At 46.4% G+C, this 19,301-nt stretch carries 20 protein-coding genes and 2 tRNA genes; 20 read left to right on the top strand and 2 right to left on the bottom strand.

The annotated features are described in order from the left end of the window. The first annotated feature begins 200 nt into the window (after positions 1-200). The 6 genes from mnmE to ACTTK6_RS08860 all read left to right on the top strand — a co-directional run bounded on the left by mnmE (position 201) and on the right by ACTTK6_RS08860 (position 6,939). Positions 201-1,577: a tRNA uridine-5-carboxymethylaminomethyl(34) synthesis GTPase MnmE gene (mnmE, locus tag ACTTK6_RS08885; RefSeq protein ID WP_462833225.1), complete on the top strand. Its 1,377-nt coding sequence runs from the start codon at positions 201-203 to the stop codon at positions 1,575-1,577. Positions 1,578-1,623: 46 nt separating this feature from the next. Continuing rightward, positions 1,624-3,504 (top strand): tRNA uridine-5-carboxymethylaminomethyl(34) synthesis enzyme MnmG, encoded by a 1,881-nt coding sequence (gene mnmG, locus ACTTK6_RS08880; protein ID WP_462833224.1) that lies wholly within the window; start codon positions 1,624-1,626, stop codon positions 3,502-3,504. A gap of 118 nt (positions 3,505-3,622) precedes the next feature. Next, entirely contained in the window at positions 3,623-4,336 is a 714-nt protein-coding gene (gene rsmG / locus ACTTK6_RS08875; RefSeq protein WP_462833223.1) for a 16S rRNA (guanine(527)-N(7))-methyltransferase RsmG, read from the top strand. A gap of 117 nt (positions 4,337-4,453) precedes the next feature. After that, complete coding sequence (noc, locus tag ACTTK6_RS08870) at positions 4,454-5,296, top strand: nucleoid occlusion protein (protein ID WP_462833222.1); 843 nt, start codon at positions 4,454-4,456, stop codon at positions 5,294-5,296. Positions 5,297-5,336: 40 nt separating this feature from the next. After that, positions 5,337-6,110, top strand: coding sequence for a ParA family protein (locus ACTTK6_RS08865; RefSeq protein WP_079474477.1), 774 nt, complete (start codon positions 5,337-5,339; stop codon positions 6,108-6,110). Beyond that, positions 6,091-6,939, top strand: coding sequence for a ParB/RepB/Spo0J family partition protein (locus tag ACTTK6_RS08860; protein ID WP_079474478.1), 849 nt, complete (start codon positions 6,091-6,093; stop codon positions 6,937-6,939). The genes ACTTK6_RS08865 and ACTTK6_RS08860 overlap by 20 nt, the downstream gene beginning before the upstream one ends. A gap of 81 nt (positions 6,940-7,020) precedes the next feature. On the opposite strand, the gene ACTTK6_RS08855 is transcribed toward ACTTK6_RS08860, so the two are convergent. Further along, positions 7,021-7,479: a GNAT family N-acetyltransferase gene (locus ACTTK6_RS08855; RefSeq protein WP_462833221.1), complete on the bottom strand. Its 459-nt coding sequence runs from the start codon at positions 7,477-7,479 to the stop codon at positions 7,021-7,023. Positions 7,480-7,872: 393 nt separating this feature from the next. On the opposite strand from ACTTK6_RS08855, the gene ACTTK6_RS08850 reads away from it, so the two are divergent. Continuing rightward, entirely contained in the window at positions 7,873-8,583 is a 711-nt protein-coding gene (locus ACTTK6_RS08850) for a DUF554 domain-containing protein (RefSeq protein ID WP_079474481.1), read from the top strand. Here the strand turns inward: ACTTK6_RS08850 and yyaC are convergent. Then, positions 8,521-9,243, bottom strand: a complete 723-nt coding sequence (yyaC, locus tag ACTTK6_RS08845) for a spore protease YyaC (protein WP_462833220.1) — start codon at positions 9,241-9,243, stop codon at positions 8,521-8,523. The genes ACTTK6_RS08850 and yyaC overlap by 63 nt on opposite strands. A 209-nt stretch (positions 9,244-9,452) precedes the next feature. On the opposite strand from yyaC, the gene ACTTK6_RS08840 reads away from it, so the two are divergent. From ACTTK6_RS08840 to ACTTK6_RS08780, 13 genes are all read left to right on the top strand, one after another. Next, entirely contained in the window at positions 9,453-9,641 is a 189-nt protein-coding gene (locus ACTTK6_RS08840; protein WP_079474483.1) for a DUF951 domain-containing protein, read from the top strand. A 152-nt stretch (positions 9,642-9,793) separates the two neighbouring features. Continuing rightward, positions 9,794-10,894, top strand: coding sequence for a redox-regulated ATPase YchF (gene ychF, locus ACTTK6_RS08835; RefSeq protein WP_079474484.1), 1,101 nt, complete (start codon positions 9,794-9,796; stop codon positions 10,892-10,894). 138 nt (positions 10,895-11,032) lie between these two features. Continuing rightward, entirely contained in the window at positions 11,033-11,320 is a 288-nt protein-coding gene (gene rpsF / locus ACTTK6_RS08830) for a 30S ribosomal protein S6 (RefSeq protein ID WP_022792961.1), read from the top strand. A gap of 27 nt (positions 11,321-11,347) precedes the next feature. After that, positions 11,348-11,836: a single-stranded DNA-binding protein gene (gene ssb, locus ACTTK6_RS08825; RefSeq protein ID WP_079474485.1), complete on the top strand. Its 489-nt coding sequence runs from the start codon at positions 11,348-11,350 to the stop codon at positions 11,834-11,836. A gap of 44 nt (positions 11,837-11,880) precedes the next feature. Next, positions 11,881-12,117, top strand: a complete 237-nt coding sequence (rpsR, locus tag ACTTK6_RS08820; protein ID WP_079474486.1) for a 30S ribosomal protein S18 — start codon at positions 11,881-11,883, stop codon at positions 12,115-12,117. Between the two features lie 163 nt (positions 12,118-12,280). After that, positions 12,281-12,418, top strand: coding sequence for a hypothetical protein (locus ACTTK6_RS08815; RefSeq protein WP_158219096.1), 138 nt, complete (start codon positions 12,281-12,283; stop codon positions 12,416-12,418). Between the two features lie 249 nt (positions 12,419-12,667). Next, positions 12,668-13,606: a YybS family protein gene (locus ACTTK6_RS08810; protein ID WP_462833219.1), complete on the top strand. Its 939-nt coding sequence runs from the start codon at positions 12,668-12,670 to the stop codon at positions 13,604-13,606. 12 nt (positions 13,607-13,618) lie between these two features. Next, positions 13,619-15,589, top strand: a complete 1,971-nt coding sequence (locus tag ACTTK6_RS08805; protein ID WP_079474488.1) for a DHH family phosphoesterase — start codon at positions 13,619-13,621, stop codon at positions 15,587-15,589. Next, the gene (gene rplI, locus ACTTK6_RS08800; RefSeq protein WP_079474489.1) at positions 15,586-16,029 is read left to right on the top strand and encodes a 50S ribosomal protein L9; all 444 of its coding nucleotides are present in this window, start codon (positions 15,586-15,588) and stop codon (positions 16,027-16,029) included. Before ACTTK6_RS08805 ends, rplI begins: the two co-directional genes overlap by 4 nt. 95 nt (positions 16,030-16,124) lie before the next feature. Beyond that, positions 16,125-17,489 carry a replicative DNA helicase gene (gene dnaB, locus ACTTK6_RS08795; protein WP_079474490.1) on the top strand — a complete coding sequence of 455 codons (1,365 nt, stop codon included), beginning with the start codon at positions 16,125-16,127 and terminating at the stop codon, positions 17,487-17,489. A gap of 220 nt (positions 17,490-17,709) precedes the next feature. Beyond that, positions 17,710-19,002: an adenylosuccinate synthase gene (locus ACTTK6_RS08790; RefSeq protein ID WP_079475045.1), complete on the top strand. Its 1,293-nt coding sequence runs from the start codon at positions 17,710-17,712 to the stop codon at positions 19,000-19,002. Positions 19,003-19,144: 142 nt separating this feature from the next. Next, positions 19,145-19,220: transfer RNA gene (locus ACTTK6_RS08785), tRNA-Lys, on the top strand. 5 nt (positions 19,221-19,225) lie between these two features. Continuing rightward, a tRNA-Glu gene (locus ACTTK6_RS08780) sits at positions 19,226-19,300 on the top strand. Position 19,301: the final 1 nt, after the last annotated feature.

Here is a 19,301-nt window from a genome sequence, read left to right as displayed (position 1 = left end):
GGCTGCCAGGCGGTTTTTTGTTCGCAAGCCGTTTATACACAGGTTATCCACATGTGGATAAAAGTCTTTTGCGAAATGCTTTCATATGATATTCTATTTAGTTAGAAGCATAGAAGGAAAACGACGCGAGCGATGCCGAAAAAGGTGTCGTCCTTTTCGTGTGTCTAATAGACGAAGAAAAACCCAGGGAGGGTTGATGAATGGAAACAGACACAATTGCTGCGATTTCCACTCCGAGCGGGGAAGGGGCTATTGCAATTGTCCGCCTGAGCGGAGACGAAGCGCTTGATATTGCAGACCATGTGTATAAAGGCAAAAAATCTCTTCATGAAGTGGAAACTCATACAATCCATTACGGACATATTATTGACCCGGCAGATGGCTCTGTGATTGAAGAATCCATGATTTCTGTCCTGAGAGCCCCAAAAACATTTACAAGAGAAGACATTGTGGAAATTAATTGCCACGGCGGGCTGGTGTCGGTCAACCGGGTTCTTGATAACGTATTAAGTCAGGGAGCACGGCTGGCGGAGCCGGGAGAGTTTACGAAACGGGCGTTTTTGAACGGACGCATTGATCTCACCCAGGCAGAAGGTGTTATGGATCTGATCAGAGCTAAAACTGACCGTGCCATGCAGAGTGCTTTAAAACAGGTGGAGGGAAGGCTTTCCGAACGCATCCGTAAACTCCGCCAAAAGCTTCTCGAAACAGTAGCCAATGTGGAAGTGAATATTGACTACCCCGAATTTGATGCTGATGTCGTGACCACGAACGTTTTAAAGGAAAATGTAGCGTTTGTCGGCGAAGAGATCGATCAGCTGCTTGTAACGGCAAGACAGGGAAAAATTATGCGTGAAGGGCTTGGTACAGCGATTATCGGCCGCCCGAACGTAGGGAAATCCTCGCTAATGAATAACCTGGTGCATGAAAATAAAGCGATTGTAACGGAAGTCCCCGGCACCACCAGGGACGTGCTCGAAGAATATGTGAATGTCCGGGGAGTACCTCTTCGTTTAATTGACACTGCCGGTATACGCGAAACCGAAGATATTGTGGAAAAGATTGGCGTAGAGCGTTCCCGGCAGGTACTTCAGGAAGCGGAACTGATCCTTCTTGTCATTAACAGCGCAGAGCCGCTGTCTGATGAAGACCGAGCATTATTTCAGGCAGTTCAAGGCATGAATGTTATTGTTATAATGAACAAAACGGATCTTCCCAAGCAGGTAGACGAGGAAGAACTCCGGGAGTTTACATCTGGCCGGCCGATTATTGCTGCTTCTTTTCTGAATGATGAAGGCATCGACAGTCTTGAAGAAGCGATCGCCCATCTCTTTTTTGATGAAGGGGTGGAAGCGGCAGACATGAATTATTTGTCCAATGCCCGTCATATCGGGTTATTGAATCAGGCCAAACGTTCGGTGAATGATGCTTTGGAAGCTGTGGAAATGGGAGTGCCTGTAGATATGATACAAATTGATATTACGCGGGCCTGGGAACAGCTCGGCGAAATTGTCGGGGAAAACGTACATGATGGATTAATTGACCAGCTGTTTGCCCAGTTTTGTCTCGGAAAATAGATATATCCGCTGTAGGCGGAGGAAAATACTAGAAGGAGGAACCGTAATGAGTTACAACGGAGGAAATTATGACACGATCGTCATCGGCGCCGGACACGCGGGAGTAGAAGCAGGGCTTGCTTCTGCACGCATGGGGGCCAATACATTGATGCTGACGCTGAACCTGGACGCCGTAGCTTTTATGCCCTGTAACCCGTCCGTAGGAGGACCGGCAAAAGGCATCGTCGTCCGTGAAATTGATGCACTCGGTGGAGAAATGGCTAAAAACATCGATAAAACGCATATTCAAATGCGAATGCTTAATACGGGGAAGGGCCCGGCAGTCCAGGCACTTCGTGCGCAGGCTGATAAGTTTCTTTACCAGCAGGAAATGAAGCGGACCCTTGAGAACACAGAAAATTTAACGATCCGCCAGGGGCTGGTAGAGGAATTGATCGTTGAAGATAACGTTTGTAAGGGTGTAGTGACTAATACTGGTGCCAGCTATTACGCTTCATCGGTTGTAGTAACTACGGGCACCTACCTGCGCGGTAAAATTATCCTCGGAGAACTGGCTTATGAAAGCGGGCCGAATAATATGCAGCCTTCCATCAATTTATCGGACAGCATTAAAGCACTCGGCCTGGACATGGTCCGTTTTAAAACTGGCACGCCGCCACGGGTAAACAGTAATTCTATTGATTACAGCAAAACAGAAATTCAGCCTGGCGATGAGCAGCCGAGAGCCTTTTCCTACGAAACGGTGGAATTTATTACTGATCAGCTGCCATGCTGGCTTACCTATACCGGTTCGGAGACACATGAGTTGATTACAAACAACCTGCAGCGCTCTCCGATGTATTCGGGTATGATCGAAGGAACCGGACCGAGGTACTGTCCTTCAATCGAGGATAAAATCGTGCGTTTTAATGACAAACCAAAGCACCAGATTTTCCTCGAGCCTGAAGGCAGAAACACAGATGAAGTATACGTACAGGGGCTGTCCACCAGTCTTCCGGAAGACATTCAGTTCGGTATCCTTAAAACGATCCCGGGGCTCGAAAACGTAAAAATGATGCGTCCGGGCTATGCGATTGAATATGATGCCATTGTACCGACGCAGCTTTGGCCGACGCTTGAAACCAAAACGGTGGAAGGTCTATTTACCGCAGGCCAGATTAACGGTACGTCCGGGTACGAAGAGGCTGCCGGGCAGGGAATCATGGCCGGTATTAACGCAGCCCGCAAGGCTCAGGGCAGGGAAGGCGTTATCCTCGACCGTTCGGATGCCTATATCGGTGTATTGATTGATGACCTGGTCACTAAAGGCACTAACGAACCGTATCGCCTGTTAACGTCGAGAGCGGAATACCGCCTCCTTCTCCGTCATGATAATGCTGACCTGCGTTTAACCGAAACCGGCCACGAGATCGGATTAGTCCCGGAGGCCCGCTACGAGCGATTTGTTCATAAAAAAGAAGCGATCGAAGCCGAGAAAAAACGACTGGAAAGCTTTACCTTGAAGCCCCATGAAGCGATTAATGAAATGCTTATTTCCCAGGGCTCTACAGCGATGAAGGAAGCAGCTTCGGCAGCCCACCTGATGAAGCGGCCGGAAATCGGTTATGCTGACATCGCTCCGTTTGCTGAGGCGCCTTCGTCAATTGCGCCGGATGTAGCCGAGCAGGTGGAAATTCAAGTGAAATACGAAGGATATATTTCGAAACAGCTTGAACAGGTGGAGCGTATGAAGAAAATGGAAGAGAAAAAGATTCCGGAGAGCATCGATTATCATGACATTTCGGGTATTGCAATCGAAGCAAGACAAAAGCTTTCAGAAGTACGTCCGCTGTCTGTCGGCCAGGCTTCCCGTGTATCCGGGGTGAACCCGTCCGACATATCTATACTGCTTGTATATATCGAACAGGGCCGTATGGCAACAACGTAACAGTAGCGCATGACTAAGCCCCTGCTTTCAGTAAGCAGGGGCTTTTTTCAAGATATCTCTATTCCCGGAAGAAAGTCCGGGAGTGTTGTATTATCCAGTGAAGGGCAGGGAAGATAAAATGAGTAAAGAAGCGTTTCCAGAATGGCTTCAAGCCATACATATTAATTTGGATGATAAACAGAAAAAGCAGTTTGAGCAGTATTATCAACTGCTTGTTGAATGGAATGAACGCATGAATCTGACAGGGATTACCGAAGAACAGGAGGTGTATGAGAAGCATTTTTATGATTCTCTCACCGGAGCTTCTCTCCCGGCTTTCAAGGCAGAAGGATCTTTTATCGATGTAGGATCGGGGGCCGGATTTCCGAGCCTGCCGCTAAAAATATGCTTCCCGGAACTCCAGGTTACGATTGTTGATTCTTTAAAAAAACGTATTGGTTTTCTGGAGGAAATCGTAAGTGAGCTTGGGCTTGAGGGAGTGACTCTAATCCATGACCGGGCCGAACAGCTTGCACGGCAAAAAGCGTATCGGGATCAGTTCGATATGGCCAGTGCCCGTGCTGTGGCCAGACTTCCGGTGCTTTTGGAGCTATGCCTGCCTTTTGTAAAGCCGGGAGGCGTTTTTATTGCATGGAAGGGAGCAAGTGGCGAAGAGGAACTTCACACTGCGGAGAACGCCCTGGCAAAATTAGAAGCAGAAGCTGGGAGCCCGGAGAAAATGAAACTCCCGAAAGAAAACAGTGAACGAGTGCTTCTAACATTCGCAAAAAAGAAAAAAACCCCAAAGGCGTATCCAAGAAAATCAGGAACACCGGCAAAAAATCCTTTATAATCACTACCGGCTCATTCGACAACCTTTAGAAACGTGATAGAATGAAAATAGCAAAGGCACGAAATCCACTAGTGAAGCATCAAGGGTCGCAGTTTTTAAGTGAGGTGATATACGGGTATGAAACAGTCGATTCAAAAATGGTTCGGCCTGGGCGATAATCAGGCTGAAAAAAGCGGCATTAATGAACACGAAGTCAAAATGATTCCAATTCATCAAATCATGGCTAACCCATTTCAACCGCGGACGATCTTTTCAGATGAAAAGCTTTCGGAGTTAGCCCAGTCGCTGCAGACGCACGGGCTCCTGCAGCCAATTACGGTCAGAAAGCAGTCCGGGGGGTACGAAATAATTGCCGGTGAAAGGCGTTGGCGTGCTTCGCAAAAGCTTGACTGGAAAGAGATACCGGCGCTGGTGAAAGAATTTAATGATACACAGACGGCTTCGATTGCGCTTATTGAAAATTTGCAGCGGGAAGCGTTAACTGCGCTTGAAGAAGCAGCCGCTTATGCCAGGCTGCTCGAAATGAATCAGCTCACGCAGGCAAGTCTGGCGCAGCGGCTGGGGAAAAGCCAGTCTACGATCGCTAATAAGCTTCGTCTTTTACACCTGTCTGAGTATGTGCAGGATAAGCTGTCAGAAAAAACTATTACTGAACGACACGCCAGAGCACTTCTAAAGCTTCCGGATGCAGAGCGCCAGGATCGTATCGTTGATGAAGCGATAGAAAAGGACTGGAATGTAAAACAGACGGAAGATAAGATTGCTGCTTTGCTCGATCCTAAGCCGAAAAAAACAAAGCAGCCGAAGAAGCATGTCTCCAGGGATACCCGTATTGCCTTAAATACGATCCGCGAGTCAATAGAGATGGTAACAAAAAGCGGTATGGCGATTGATACAAATGAGGAAGACTACGATGGTTATTATCAGGTGACTATTCGAATACCAAAATCAAAGCAGTAAACAAGAAGAACAGCATGGAACTTGGAAAGTAGGTGTATCGATGGCAAAAACTGTTGCTATCGCCAACCAGAAAGGCGGCGTTGGGAAAACAACAACAGCAGTAAACATAAGCGCCTGCCTGGCGCATGTAGGCCAGCGGGTGCTTCTCGTAGATATTGACCCGCAGGGAAACGCTACCAGTGGGGCCGGTATTGAAAAAGGGGACGTGGAGCGGTGCATATATAACGTTCTCGTCGAAGACACGGACATTCGTGATATTGTGCGGGGGACTGCTTTGGAACAGTTGGACGTAGTACCTGCCACTATTCAGCTGTCCGGAGCAGAAATTGAACTGGTTTCCACTATTTCCCGGGAAATAAGACTGAAAAATGCTCTGGAGGATGTGGCTGAGCAGTACGACTACATAATAATCGATTGCCCGCCCTCTCTGGGACTTCTAACGATTAACGCGCTTTCTGCTTCGGATTCGATTTTAATTCCGGTACAGTGTGAATACTACGCTTTGGAAGGATTAAGTCAGCTGCTCAATACGGTCCGTCTCGTACAGAAGCACTTAAATCATGATTTGGAAATTGAAGGAGTGCTTCTTACGATGCTCGATGCAAGGACCAATCTTGGTTTCCAGGTCATAGAAGAAGTAAAAAAATACTTTCAGGAAAAAGTATTTGAAACGATTATCCCCCGGAATATACGACTTGGGGAAGCTCCAAGCCACGGTCTTCCAATTATTATGTATGACGCGAAGTCTAAGGGTGCCGAGGTCTATTTAGAATTAGCAAAGGAAGTGGTTGCTGGTGGCCAAAGGTCTAGGTAGAGGGTTGAACGCTTTTTTTCCGGAAGAAACAGGCAGCAACGAAGATCAAATCACTGCGGTACCAGTACAGGAATTGCGGCCCAACCCTTATCAGCCGAGAAAACGGTTTGAAGAAGAAGCCATTGAAGAGCTGAAGCAGTCTGTGGCAGAGTTTGGCGTTCTGCAGCCAATTCTTGTCCGCAAAAGTATTAAAGGATATGATATCGTCACCGGAGAGCGGCGGTTCCGGGCTGCTTCGGCAGCGGGATTAAAAGAAATTCCGGCAATCGTAAAGGATTTAAGCGATGAACGGATGATGGAAGTCGCTTTGATTGAAAACCTGCAGCGGGAAGATTTGAATCCCTTGGAAGAAGCCCATGCGTATCAGCGCCTGGTGGAGTCACTCGATATTACTCAGGATGAACTGTCTAAGCGTCTCGGGAAGAGCAGACCGCACATTGCCAACTATATCCGGCTTCTGCAGCTGCCAGCAGAAGTACAAAAGCTCGTGGAAACGAAGGGAATTTCTATGGGGCATGCCAGAACGCTTCTTGGATTGAGAAAGAAAGAGCTGGCCGCTAAGGTGAGCGAGCAGATTGTTAAACAGTCTCTTAATGTAAGGCAGACGGAAAAGCTCGTTCAGCAGATGAATGAAGGTGTTCCACGTGAAACAAAGCAGAAGCAACCTGCTTCTCCTTTTCTCGAGCAGAAAGCAGAAGAGCTTCAATCGTATTTCGGAACTTCTGTTTCTATTCAACAGGGGAAAAATAAAGGCAAAATTGAAATTGAATTCTTTTCGGATGAGGATCTCGATCGGATCCTCCAGCTTCTGAGCGAAGAGAAAGAATAACGAAAGGGCTTCCAGTTATCAAACGGGAGCCTTTTCTAATTTTTATAGTTCAAAAGAGGCCTCCCGGGGAAAAAGACCTTTTCAGGCATAGGAAGAATAGCGTTCTAGCACTACCATAGGATGCCCGTCCGGGAGATTGAATTTACGGGATATGACAAATCCAAAAGAATAATAAAGATCGATCGCCGGCTGATTCTTTACGCTCGTATGAGCGTAAATTAAAGTATCGAGATGGTGGTTTAATAGATATTTCATCAGGTAGGAAGCAAAGCCCCGCCGGAAAAAATCCGGATGCACGACGAGCCTTGTAATTTGCAGCTTTTTTTCCTGGTGTTCATAAGCAATTAAAGCACGGAGTTCACCCTCTACAAAATAACCTACAAAAGTTTCCTTCGAAGAGCGGATGGCTTCTACTGATTCGTTTAAAGCAGGGATATCAAAATTATCTATAAGCACAGCTTCTGTATAGTAGGATTGCTGCTGCAGAGCAAGTATGCTTTTTGCGGTTTCGTATTTATGATTGGATAACTGGACAATCATAACGATCTCTCCTTGAAATGAAAGAGGCGGGGGAACTGTAAAAGATCTTGGCTATGTAACTTTTGCCGTATAGTACGGGCCCGCTCTATTTCATTTTATAGTAAAATATTTAAAGCCCAGCCGTTACTAACAAAGGTGAACGGCAGTTGGAGAGTGCCTGCCAGAAGAGACGGGGCACGGAGATCTTTAAGACATGCTGTATGCAAGTAAAAAGGAAAGCTTTTATCCAATCTGGAAAGAATGAAATGACAGCTGAAAAGAACTCCCGAAAGAAAACGAAGAGGAAAGCAAAGCCTGTGCCTGCTTCTGACAAACGTTTACCGTTATGATTTTGAGTTCTGGATGGGCACATATAAAAACAAAGAAACAAGCAGGAAAAGGGAGCGGACGTTTATGGTGCTTACAGGAACGCTGGTTAACGGAGTGACCATTATTATTGGATCGTTAATGGGATTGTTATTTCACCGTATTCCGGAAAGAATGAAAACTACCATTATGCAGGCATTGGCGCTGGCTGTTGTACTTCTCGGCATACAGATGGGACTGCAGACAGAACAATTTTTAATTGTCGTAGGCAGCCTGGTGACAGGAGCCTGGGCAGGAGAACGGATACGAATTGAGGATAAACTGGAATCTCTTGGGCGGTGGGTGGAAAAACGGATTGGAAGCGGTAGTGCAGATAATAAAGTAGCCAAAGGTTTTGTAACGGCCACGCTGGTTTACGTGGTGGGAGCGATGGCGGTTCTTGGAGCAATGGACAGCGGCCTGCGCCAGGAACACGACGTTTTATTTACAAAATCAATGCTGGATGGGTTCTCAGCGCTTATCTTTACAACGACGATGGGGATAGGTGTGCTTTTTTCATTTATACCTGTTGTCCTCTATCAGGGATCAATCGCTCTTTTTGCTGTCCAAATTGACAGGCTGGTACCCCAGGAAGCCATGGATACCTTTATTACCGAAATGACGGCTACTGGCGGCGTGATGATTATCGCCATTGGATTGAAGTTAGTGGGGCTTTTAGAAATCCGGGTAGCCAATCTACTTCCGGCGATACCGATGGTGGCTTTTTTTGTGTTTATTATCCGCCTGTTCGGCGGATGAAGCTTCACGCAGAAAACGGATATGATCATCATCATTATGAAATGTAACGGGAAGAGCAGCAGCTTCTCCCCTGCGTAAAATATCCTGCTTTGATAATGACTGATCAACGAGAAGAAAGGTGTCTGCTATTAAAGAAGCCATCGTATTGATAGTATAAAGCCGGGTGTTTTGCAGTACAAAATATTCCATCATCCCCCTGACATTCACTATGCCGTTAATGTGCATATCTCCAACTATAGGGAGTTTCTTTTTCATCGCAGCCCCTGGAGTTACTCCTCCTTCATTCAAAGTAACTTTTCCGACATTCTGCAGATAGCCAAGGCAGGCGTCGACAGCGATAACAAAAGCATGCGGATGGTCTGCTTCAATGAGAGAGAGCGTTTCCTCCAAATTAACAGCGTGTACTGGGTATTGGAGAGTACCATATACATAAAAATTTTCCAGTCTTTTTTCAAGAAGCTTGCTGCCAGTCAAAGGGCCGAGTGAATCTCCGGTGGATCGGTCTGTTCCGATACACACGACTATAATGTCTTCGTCTGTGACACGCTCACGGAGATGGCTGGTCAGGCATTTTGCCAGTTCTCCAGCGCTTTCGGGCTCATTCATGCTGACATGGCAGTGAGTACGATAGGTTTCACGTGAAACAGCTTTTTTCCCCATAGCAGATAGCCCCTTTCCGGAATTGCAGCCAAAAATAAATGATATTAGCCTACTATACCCGCGTGTGGGCAAAAATAACGGTTATATTTAAGCGACAGGCTTCGTGAATAAGGAAATGCTGGTTTTATTGAGGTTTGCGGCGGAGTAAGATAGGATAAAAAGTATCAAATTGTTCAGGTAAAAATGATGGGAAAGGAGAAACGGGAGCTATGGCGGAAAAGCAGCCTTTTGAAATCAATAATATTGTAGAAATGAAAAAACAGCATCCGTGCGGAGAAAACCGCTGGAAAATTATTCGGATGGGCGCCGATATCCGGATTAAATGTGAGGGGTGCGGGCACAGCGTGATGCTTCCGAGAAAAGAGTTCAATAAAAAGGTAAAAAAGGTGCTCGAATAACCATCGAAGCCGCTCTTGTTGTCGCAGAAAAGAAATTATACTATACTCAAAGCAATATACTAACGATAAAGAGTTGCTTTACAGGACAGCTGCGGTTGTCCTCTTTGTTATGTTTAGAGAAATATTAATTGAAAGAAAGAAGGAAATAATAAATGGCTTTAACTACAGGTATAGTCGGGCTTCCAAATGTCGGGAAGTCAACATTGTTTAATGCGATTACGCAGGCAGGGGCGGAGTCTGCCAACTATCCGTTCTGCACCATTGACCCCAACGTAGGCATAGTAGAAGTTCCGGACAGCAGGCTCGAGCAGTTAACAAATATGTTTCAGCCGAAAAAAACGATTCCTACCGCATTTGAATTTACAGATATCGCCGGCATTGTGGAAGGCGCAAGCAAAGGGGAAGGCCTCGGAAATAAATTTCTGTCTCATATCCGGGAAGTGGATGCGATATCCCATGTAGTACGCTGCTTTGATAGTGACGACATCACCCACGTGTCCGGGAAAATAGATCCGATTAACGATATCGAAGTAATTAACCTTGAACTGATTCTTGCAGACCTTGAAACAGCAGAAAAGCGGATTGATAAGGTAGCAAAGCTTGCCAAGTCCAAAGATAAAGACGCGATGCAGGAGCATGCGGTTCTCGAAAAAATCATCGAAGCATTAAAAGAAGAGCAGCCAGTGCGCAGCCTGGAGTGGACCGAGGAAGAGCTGAAAATCGTCAAGGGCTTCCAGCTCCTCACGATGAAGCCGGTATTGTACGTAGCCAATGTCAGTGAAGACGACTTAATGGAGGAAGGGGACAATGAACATGTCTCCCGCGTAAAAGAATTTGCAGCAGCTGAAGGCGCCGGCGTGGTCGTTATTTCCGGGAAAATTGAAGAGGAGCTTGCAGAGCTTGAGGGAGAAGAAAAAAATGAATTTCTTCAGGATCTCGGCATTGAAGAACCGGGACTCGACCAGCTGATCCGGGAAGCTTATTCCCTGCTTGGGCTGCAGACGTACTTTACTGCAGGCGAACCTGAAGTGCGCGCCTGGACGATCCGCAAAAATACAAAAGCACCGCAGGCAGCCGGAGTTATTCACAGTGATTTTGAAAAGGGCTTTATTCGTGCAGAAGTAGTCGGTTATGAAGACCTAATGCAGGCAGGTGCAATGAACAGTGCCAAAGACGCAGGCAAGGTAAGGCTTGAGGGCAAAGAATATATTGTTAAAGACGGGGACGTTGTCCACTTCCGCTTTAACGTTTAATTTTTCTGCCGGGAATATTGTAAAATGAAAGTCAAGCTGATATAATTTTAACTTGCGAGTTAAAAACGGATAAGCGTTTTTTGCTCCTTGTTCTTTTCCACTGGAAAAGAGCCGAAGACCAAAAGGAGGTGACGCAGCATGCGGAATTATGAGGTACTTTACATTATCAGCCCGAATGTTGACGAAGATGGTGTGAAAAACACAATCGAACGGTACAACAAAATCTTAACAGATAACGGCGCTGAAATTGAAAAAGTAGACGAAGTAGGGAAAAAACGTCTCGCATACGAAATCAATGATTTTCGTGACGGGTATTACGTTGTAACTTACATTAAAGGCACCGCGGACGCTACCAACGAATTTGACCGTCTGGTTAAAATCGATGATAACGTAATCCGCCACTTAGTTGTTCGTAACGACGACTAATTTCATTAACAATCAGGAGGGGTTTAAATGATAAATCGTGTCGTGTTAGTCGGCAGGCTGACCGCGGACCCTGATCTGCGTTATACCCCGAACGGCGTAGCAGTCGCTAACTTTCGCCTTGCGGTAAATCGTCCATTTACCAACCAGCAGGGCGAACGTGAAGCAGACTTTCTTAACTGCGTCATTTGGCGGAAGCAGGCAGAAAATGTGGCCAATTACTTGAAAAAAGGAAGCCTGGCCGGTGTAGACGGACGTATGCAGAGCCGGAGTTATGAAAACCAGGAAGGCCGTCGTGTAACAGTAGTAGAAGTTCAGGCGGAGAGCGTGCAGTTCCTTGAGCCGCGCGGAGCATCCGGAGGCGGAGGTTCTTCGCAGGGAGGCGGCTATTCTCAGCAGCAGAACAGCCAAAGCTCAGGTTCAGGCCAGCAAAATCGCGATTCGTCTAATTTAAACGATGATCCGTTTTCGGACAACGGGCAGCCAATCGACATTTCAGATGACGATTTGCCATTCTAAAACCCCTGAGAGCATAAACAATCTTTTATAAAGGAGGATAAACAATGGCAGCAGCGGCACGTCGTAGAGGAAAAAGACGGAAAGTTTGTTACTTCACAGTAAATAAAATTACTCATATCGATTACAAAGATACTGAACTCTTGAAGAAGTTTATTTCAGAAAGAGGGAAGATTCTTCCACGCCGCGTAACTGGAACGAGTGCGAAATATCAGCGTAAGTTGACCCGCGCTATTAAGCGTTCCCGTCACGTAGCATTGCTTCCTTATGTGCGTGAGCAGTAAGGAAAACATCTAAACACTCTTTTCCAGGTTTCATGCCTGGAAAGGGGTGTTTGTTTTTTTCGGCGGAGCTGTTTTGCATCGTCTCGATGTTTAGTGTTTTTCCTCCGGGGTATACATAAAGTAATCGTTGACGCACTTTATACACCAAGAGGGAGGCTTTTGTATGGACGTTCAGTCTTATATTACAAAAATTAATAAACAGCTGGAAGAACTGAAACAGGATGATATTCAGGCCGCAGAGGAAAACATAGAAGCAGAAGTGCCGGATAACTCTTCTTTCAAACTGCCGAAGGAAGAATAGAAAGAAGCTTTTCAGCAAGCAAATAAATGAAACAGGGCGCTGGCGGAAGTCAGCGCTTTTTAAATATGGACAGCCTTTGACTATTCGGCTGTTCGTCTTTCTTTTTGAAAAGGAATAAGCTAAAATGAACGAATGGAATTTCCATGAATACGAAGGAATAAAGGCAGCACGGGGATAATGTTGGAGTGAAAGCGCTGAGCGGCTGCTGTACATTTATTTGACTGCCTTTGCAAATGAGGTGAACGTGAAGTGAGAAACGCTAGAAGTGTCGCAGAAGCAGCTGTTTTTAGCGCTGTGTTCCTGGTGCTGGTACTGCTGTTGATTTTTGTGCCGGTCCTGGGGAGTTTATTAACGATAGCGATGCCGCTTCCGTTTATTATTTTTGTAGCAAGAAACGGATGGAAGCCGGGCATTTTTATGTTTATTGTCTGTGCGCTGCTTGCCACTCTGTTTACGGGTGGGATCGGCTTTCCGACGGCTTTGATTTTCGGTCTTGGAGGCATTGCGACCGGGGCACTTATTCATCAAAGGAAACCCGCTTTTGCTGTGTTTGCTGCGGGGACTGTGGCATATATAACCGGCCTGGTTCTATTTTATTTGAGCTCCGTTTTTCTGTTTAATATTGACCCTATCCAATTAATACAACAAACACTGAACGAGTCTATTTCCCAGGCGAGAAGCATGATGGAAAGCATTGATCAAAATACCTCGAACCTGGACGCCCTGGCTGAGATGGTTACGCTGATTCAATATATCGGCCCAGTTCTCCTTATCGGTACAGGCATTATTCTTTCGTTTATAACTCAGGCGTTTGCCCACATTATTCTGAAGCGTGTCCGGGTGGATTATCAGCAGTTTCCGGCATTTCGAAACTGGAACTTTCCGAGGTCCCTTATATGGTATTATTTGACCGGTTCTATATTTATTTTGATTGGGCTTGAAGAAGGCACAGCTATGTATATTGTTGTCATGAACCTTTTTCCTCTTTTGGAGCTGGCTGTAGCGATTCAGGGCTTTACCGTTATTTTCTATTTTCTGCATGCCAAATCCTATCCAAAATACTACGGGGTTCTCATTATCGTCGGGAGTATATTATTATCAACAATAGCATTATTTTTAGCCCGCATTTTAGGTATAATAGATTTAGGTCTAAATTTGAAGCAACGCATTCAAACCGACACGAAGTAGGGGTTGAGTTACATGCCGAAGTTTTTAATACGGCGGTGGTACGGCTATCATATCGTCGGATTGTTCATACTAGCCGGAATAGCCCTGGCCTTTCTCACATGGTTTCAATGGGAAATAGGGGCTGTAGGTTTTATTTTGCTCGGAGCTTTGGCTGTTTATGTTATCCAGGCGGAGCGTTCATTTGAAAAAGAGCTGGAGCGGTATATATCTACGCTGACCCACCGGGTGAACAAGGCGGGGGAAGAAGCAGTCACTGAAATGCCCATAGGCATATTGCTGTACGACAGGGATTATCAAGTACAGTGGGCAAATCCCTTTATTCTTTCCTATCTACCGAAAGAGTTCATGGGAAAACCGCTCAGTACTGTTTCTGAACGTCTGTCTGCAGCGATTAAGCAGGGCGAAAGTGAAATACAGCTGACGATGAGAAATCGCCATTACACAGTGTATATTCACCGCGAAGAACGCCTGCTGTACTTTTTTGATATGACCGAAACGATAGATACCCAGGCGCTTTATCAAAAAGAAAAATCCGTTGTATCATTTATTTATTTAGATAATTTCACCGAAGTCACCCAGGGCATGGATGATCAGACAAGAAGCCGGCTGATGAGTCATGTAACCACCGCTTTAAATGAATGGGCGGGCGATCATGACATTTTACTGCGAAGTATTGCAGTGGACCGGTTTATTGCTGTCATGAATCAGGGGGCCCTTGATCATCTCGAGCAGACAAAGTTTGAACTGCTCGATTACGTTCGTGATATTACCAGTAAAGAAAAAGTAACCATTACGCTGAGCATTGGCATTGGAGCGGGCGAGCCTTCGCTCCAGGAGCTTGGTTCGCTGGCTCAGTCCAGTTTGGATCTGGCGCTTGGACGTGGAGGCGACCAGGTAGCCATCAAAGATGCTAATGGAAAAGTGCGTTTTTATGGCGGAAAGTCCAACGCAGTCGAAAAACGCACGAGAGTGCGCGCTAGAGTTATTTCCCACGCGCTGCGTGATTTCGTGCTTGAAAGCGACCAGGTTATTGTAATGGGGCATAAGAACCCGGACATGGATGCGATTGGCGCTGCGATCGGTGTACTTAAAATCGCGGAAGTAAACAATACGGATGCGTATGTTGTAGTGGACCCGGATGAAATTAATCCGGACGTGAAAAAGCTGATGGAAGAAATCGAAAACCATGAATACCTGTGGTCTCAATTTATTACGCCTTCAGAAGCAATGGATGAAGTGACAAAGCATACGCTGCTTGTTGTCGTGGACACACACAAACCATCCATGGTTATTGAGCCGCGGCTGATTGACCGCGTGAACCGTACGATTGTGCTTGACCATCACCGCCGGGGGGAAGAGTTCATTGAAGACCCGGTGCTTGTATATATGGAGCCGTACGCTTCCTCCACAGCCGAGCTTGTAACGGAGCTTCTGGAGTATCAGCCGAAAAAGCTCAGCATGGACGTGCTTGAAGCAACAGCAATGCTCGCAGGCATTATTGTGGATACGAAAAGCTTTGCCATCCGGACAGGATCGAGAACATTTGATGCAGCCTCATTTTTAAAAATGCACGGGGCCGATACGACGATGGTACAGATGCTGTTAAAAGAAGATCTCGATCAATACGTGGAGCGGTCGCACCTTATCGAACGGGCAGAAGTGTACCGGGACGGAATGGCTGTCGCAGCAGCAGCAGAAGACGAAATGTACGGCCAGATTTTAATCGCCCAGGCAGCAGACACCCTGCTTACGATGAATGATATTAAAGGTTCTTTTGTGATATCTAAGCGCCAGGATGATAAAATTAGTATCAGCGCCCGTTCACTGGGTGAAGTGAACGTGCAGTTAATAATGGAGGCTTTAGGCGGAGGCGGTCATTTGACGAATGCAGCAACGCAGTTGACCGACGTTACGATTGATGAAGCGGAAAAACGCCTGAAGCAGGCCATTGATGAATATTTGCAAGGGGGCACAACCGAATGAAAGTTATATTGAAGCAGGACGTAAAGGGCCAGGGGAAAAAAGGTGAAGTTGCAGACGTTTCCGAAGGATACGCCAGAAACTACCTGTTAAAGAAAAACCTTGCCGTAGAAGCGAGCAAAGGCAACCTGCGGGACCTGGAAGCTACGCAGAAAAAGCAAAAAGAGCGGGAGCAGGAAGAGCTCGAGCAGGCGAAGAAGTTTAAAGAGCAGCTCGAAAAAACAGATGTGGAGCTCACAGCTAAAGCGGGCGAAGGCGGCCGTTTGTTCGGAGCGGTTTCTACAAAACAAATTGCTGAAAAACTGAAGAGCATGGACATGAAAGTAGATAAAAGAAAAATAGAAATTGACCAGCCAATTCGTTCGCTTGGCTACACAAAAGTACCAATCAAGATCCATCCTGAAGTCACGGCTGTCGTAAACGTACACGTGACCGAAGAGTAACAGCTGCGTGGATGAATAAAGAGCCTGTTTCCCCGTCATAAACAGAGGGTAAGAACCAGGCTCTTTTTTCAACACGTTCTATCGAGGTGAAAGCAATGAATGATATTTTCACAGAACGGGTCCCCCCGCAGAATATTGAAGCAGAACAGGCCGTTTTAGGTGCTGTCTTTCTAGAGGGAGAAGCACTCATTACTGCCACGGAGCATTTGATGCCGGAAGACTTCTATCGCCAGTCGCACCAGCGTATTTTTAATACGATGATTGAGCTGTCTGAACGGGGAGAACCGGTCGACCTTATTACAGTCAGCACGGAACTGCAGACAAAGCAGGCACTTGAAGAAATCGGCGGCCTGTCGTATCTGACAGATCTGGCAAATGCTGTACCGACAGCAGCAAACGTTGGATATTACAGTCAGGGTGTATACAGCAAATCCCTGCTTCGGCGGCTGATAAGGGCAGCAACCAACATAGTAAATGAAGGCTACAGCGGAGAACACGATGTAGAGGAAGTACTTAATGAAGCTGAAAAAACCATTATGGAAGTATCACAGGAACGCCGGTCCTCGGCCTTTGTTTCTATTAAAGACGTACTCATTGAAACATATGACAATATTGAAATGCTGCAAAACCGGGAAAATGATGTCACCGGAATCGCAAGCGGCTTTGCCGAACTTGACCATATGACAGCCGGTTTTCAGCGCAGTGACTTAGTTATTGTAGCTGCCAGGCCTTCGATGGGGAAAACAGCTTTTGCCTTAAATATCGCCCAGAACATTGCGACAAAGTCTGAAGAAAACGTAGCAATATTCAGCCTGGAGATGGGTGCTGCCCAACTTGTGCAGCGTATGCTCTGTGCGGAAGGAAATATTGACGCCAATCGTCTTCGTACCGGTGCTTTGCAGGAAGAGGACTGGGAAAAGCTGACGATGGCGATGGGAAGCTTATCTTCGGCTGGCATTTTTATTGATGATTCCCCGGGCATCCGGGTAAACGACATACGCGCAAAATGCCTTCGTTTGAAGCAGGAACGGGGTATTGGCATGATTTTGATTGATTATCTGCAGTTGATCCAGGGAAGCAGCAGGGGCGGAGAAAGCCGCCAGCAGGAAGTCTCGGAAATTTCCCGTAATTTAAAAGCTCTTGCCCGTGAACTCAATGTGCCAGTGATTGCGCTGTCCCAGCTTTCCCGCGGAGTAGAGTCCAGGCAGGATAAACGCCCGATGATGTCTGACCTGAGGGAATCTGGAAGTATCGAGCAGGACGCAGATATCGTATCGTTTTTGTACCGTGATGATTACTATGACCAGGAATCTGAAAACCAAAATATTATTGAAATTATTATCGCCAAACAACGTAATGGCCCGGTCGGTACGGCAGAGCTTGCTTTTATTAAGGAATACAATAAATTCGTTAATTTGGACCGGCGACATGACGATAATCAAATCCCGCCCGGAGCTTAAGCTTCGGGCTTTTTACATAAACGAACAAATTAAGCTGATAAAACTTTTAACGTTCGTGTTTTATTGACTTTGTCAGCCGTGGTTGGTAGACTATCTAAGGGATTTTCTCCAGAGTGGAATTCATATGAAAGTTTTAAATGAAGCCAACTGAACGTTATCGAATAAGCAAAGAAAAAACATGCCTAAGGTGCCGGCAGGAGAGATTGTGGAGGTGGACGCTGTGTCGTCAATAGTAATTGTAGGAACTCAGTGGGGAGACGAAGGAAAAGGAAAAGTGACGGATTACTTATCAGAAAATGCAGAGGTTGTGGCTCGTTACCAGGGTGGAAATAACGCGGGGCATACGATTGTGTTCGGGGGAACTAAATACAAACTTCATTTAATTCCGTCCGGAATTTTTTATGATGACAAGACGTGTGTCATTGGAAACGGCATGGTTATCGACCCGAAAGCGCTTGTCGAAGAGCTGGAATATCTTCATGAGCGCGGGGTGGATACAAGCAATCTGCGTATCAGCAACCGGGCGCACGTTATTCTACCGTATCACCTGCGTCTCGATGCTGTGGAGGAAGACAGCAAAGGCACAAATAAAATTGGAACGACCCGAAAAGGCATCGGCCCGGCGTATATGGATAAGGCGGCGCGTGTCGGCATCCGTATTGCGGACCTTCTGGACAAAGATGAATTCCGGGAAAAGCTGTCACGGAATTTAAAAGAAAAGAATCGCCTGCTGGAAAGAATGTATGACGCAGAAGGATTTGAACTTGAAGATATTTTGGATGAATACTACGACTACGGCCAGTTTTTTGCGAAGTACGTATGTGATACCTCGGTAGAATTGAATGAAGCGATCGATAAAGGCCGCCGTGTACTGTTTGAAGGCGCGCAGGGTGTCATGCTTGATATTGACCAGGGCACATATCCATTTGTAACGTCTTCGAATCCTATTGCCGGCGGCGTAACTATTGGCTCCGGGGTAGGACCGTCCAAAATTCAGCATGTGGTGGGTGTTTCTAAAGCATATACAACCCGTGTGGGTGACGGGCCGTTTCCAACAGAGCTTTCCGACGAAACCGGAGAGCAGATTCGTGAAGTTGGAAACGAATACGGAACTACTACCGGCCGGCCCCGCCGAGTTGGCTGGTTCGACAGCGTTGTCGTACGCCATGCGCGCAGAGTGAGCGGTATTACCGATTTATCCTTAAATTCCATTGATGTTTTGACCGGTATTGAAACATTGAAAATATGTAAAGCCTACAAGTATCGGGGAGAGATTATGGAAGAATTCCCTGCGAGTCTTAAAGTACTTGCCGAGTGCGAGCCGATTTATGAAGAACTGCCCGGCTGGACAGAAGACATCACCGGTGCTTCTTCGCTTGGGGACCTTCCAGTAAACGCCCGTCACTACATTGAACGTATCTCCCAGCTGACCAACATTCCTATCAGCATTTTCTCCGTAGGCCCGGATCGGAATCAGACAAATATGGTCCGCGGTGTATGGGCGATCCAATAAAAATCACTAAGCATCTGCCACAGAGGCGGATGCTTTTTTCCAAGAATCATTTTTTTCATATAAAACTAGTTGAAATTGATACTGTGACGTGATAATATTACTCATGTTGTCGTTATCCACAGCGACAATTTCTTCGTATCAAGAGCCATTAGCTCAGTTGGTAGAGCATCTGACTTTTAATCAGAGGGTCGGAGGTTCGAATCCTCCATGGCTCACCATGAAAGGCCCGTTGGTCAAGTGGTTAAGACACCGCCCTTTCACGGCGGTAACACGGGTTCGAATCCCGTACGGGTCACCAT

The sequence above is a fragment of the Marinococcus salis genome (genome assembly GCF_054971365.1).
Note: the sequence above shows the minus strand (reverse complement) of the source record. Positions and strands in the feature narration are given on the sequence as shown.

What these genes read in the sequence shown, in the direction of transcription:
- mnmE (WP_462833225.1), top strand. Translation starts at nt 201, where the DNA reads ATGGAAACAGACACAATTGCTGCGATTTCCACTCCGAGCGGGGAAGGG.
- mnmG (WP_462833224.1), top strand. Translation starts at nt 1,624, where the DNA reads ATGAGTTACAACGGAGGAAATTATGACACGATCGTCATCGGCGCCGGA.
- rsmG (WP_462833223.1), top strand. Translation starts at nt 3,623, where the DNA reads ATGAGTAAAGAAGCGTTTCCAGAATGGCTTCAAGCCATACATATTAAT.
- noc (WP_462833222.1), top strand. Translation starts at nt 4,454, where the DNA reads ATGAAACAGTCGATTCAAAAATGGTTCGGCCTGGGCGATAATCAGGCT.
- ACTTK6_RS08865 (WP_079474477.1), top strand. Translation starts at nt 5,337, where the DNA reads ATGGCAAAAACTGTTGCTATCGCCAACCAGAAAGGCGGCGTTGGGAAA.
- ACTTK6_RS08855 (WP_462833221.1), bottom strand. Translation starts at nt 7,479, where the DNA reads ATGATTGTCCAGTTATCCAATCATAAATACGAAACCGCAAAAAGCATA.
- ACTTK6_RS08850 (WP_079474481.1), top strand. Translation starts at nt 7,873, where the DNA reads ATGGTGCTTACAGGAACGCTGGTTAACGGAGTGACCATTATTATTGGA.
- yyaC (WP_462833220.1), bottom strand. Translation starts at nt 9,243, where the DNA reads ATGGGGAAAAAAGCTGTTTCACGTGAAACCTATCGTACTCACTGCCAT.
- ACTTK6_RS08840 (WP_079474483.1), top strand. Translation starts at nt 9,453, where the DNA reads ATGGCGGAAAAGCAGCCTTTTGAAATCAATAATATTGTAGAAATGAAA.
- ychF (WP_079474484.1), top strand. Translation starts at nt 9,794, where the DNA reads ATGGCTTTAACTACAGGTATAGTCGGGCTTCCAAATGTCGGGAAGTCA.
- rpsF (WP_022792961.1), top strand. Translation starts at nt 11,033, where the DNA reads ATGCGGAATTATGAGGTACTTTACATTATCAGCCCGAATGTTGACGAA.
- ssb (WP_079474485.1), top strand. Translation starts at nt 11,348, where the DNA reads ATGATAAATCGTGTCGTGTTAGTCGGCAGGCTGACCGCGGACCCTGAT.
- rpsR (WP_079474486.1), top strand. Translation starts at nt 11,881, where the DNA reads ATGGCAGCAGCGGCACGTCGTAGAGGAAAAAGACGGAAAGTTTGTTAC.
- ACTTK6_RS08815 (WP_158219096.1), top strand. Translation starts at nt 12,281, where the DNA reads ATGGACGTTCAGTCTTATATTACAAAAATTAATAAACAGCTGGAAGAA.
- ACTTK6_RS08805 (WP_079474488.1), top strand. Translation starts at nt 13,619, where the DNA reads ATGCCGAAGTTTTTAATACGGCGGTGGTACGGCTATCATATCGTCGGA.
- rplI (WP_079474489.1), top strand. Translation starts at nt 15,586, where the DNA reads ATGAAAGTTATATTGAAGCAGGACGTAAAGGGCCAGGGGAAAAAAGGT.
- dnaB (WP_079474490.1), top strand. Translation starts at nt 16,125, where the DNA reads ATGAATGATATTTTCACAGAACGGGTCCCCCCGCAGAATATTGAAGCA.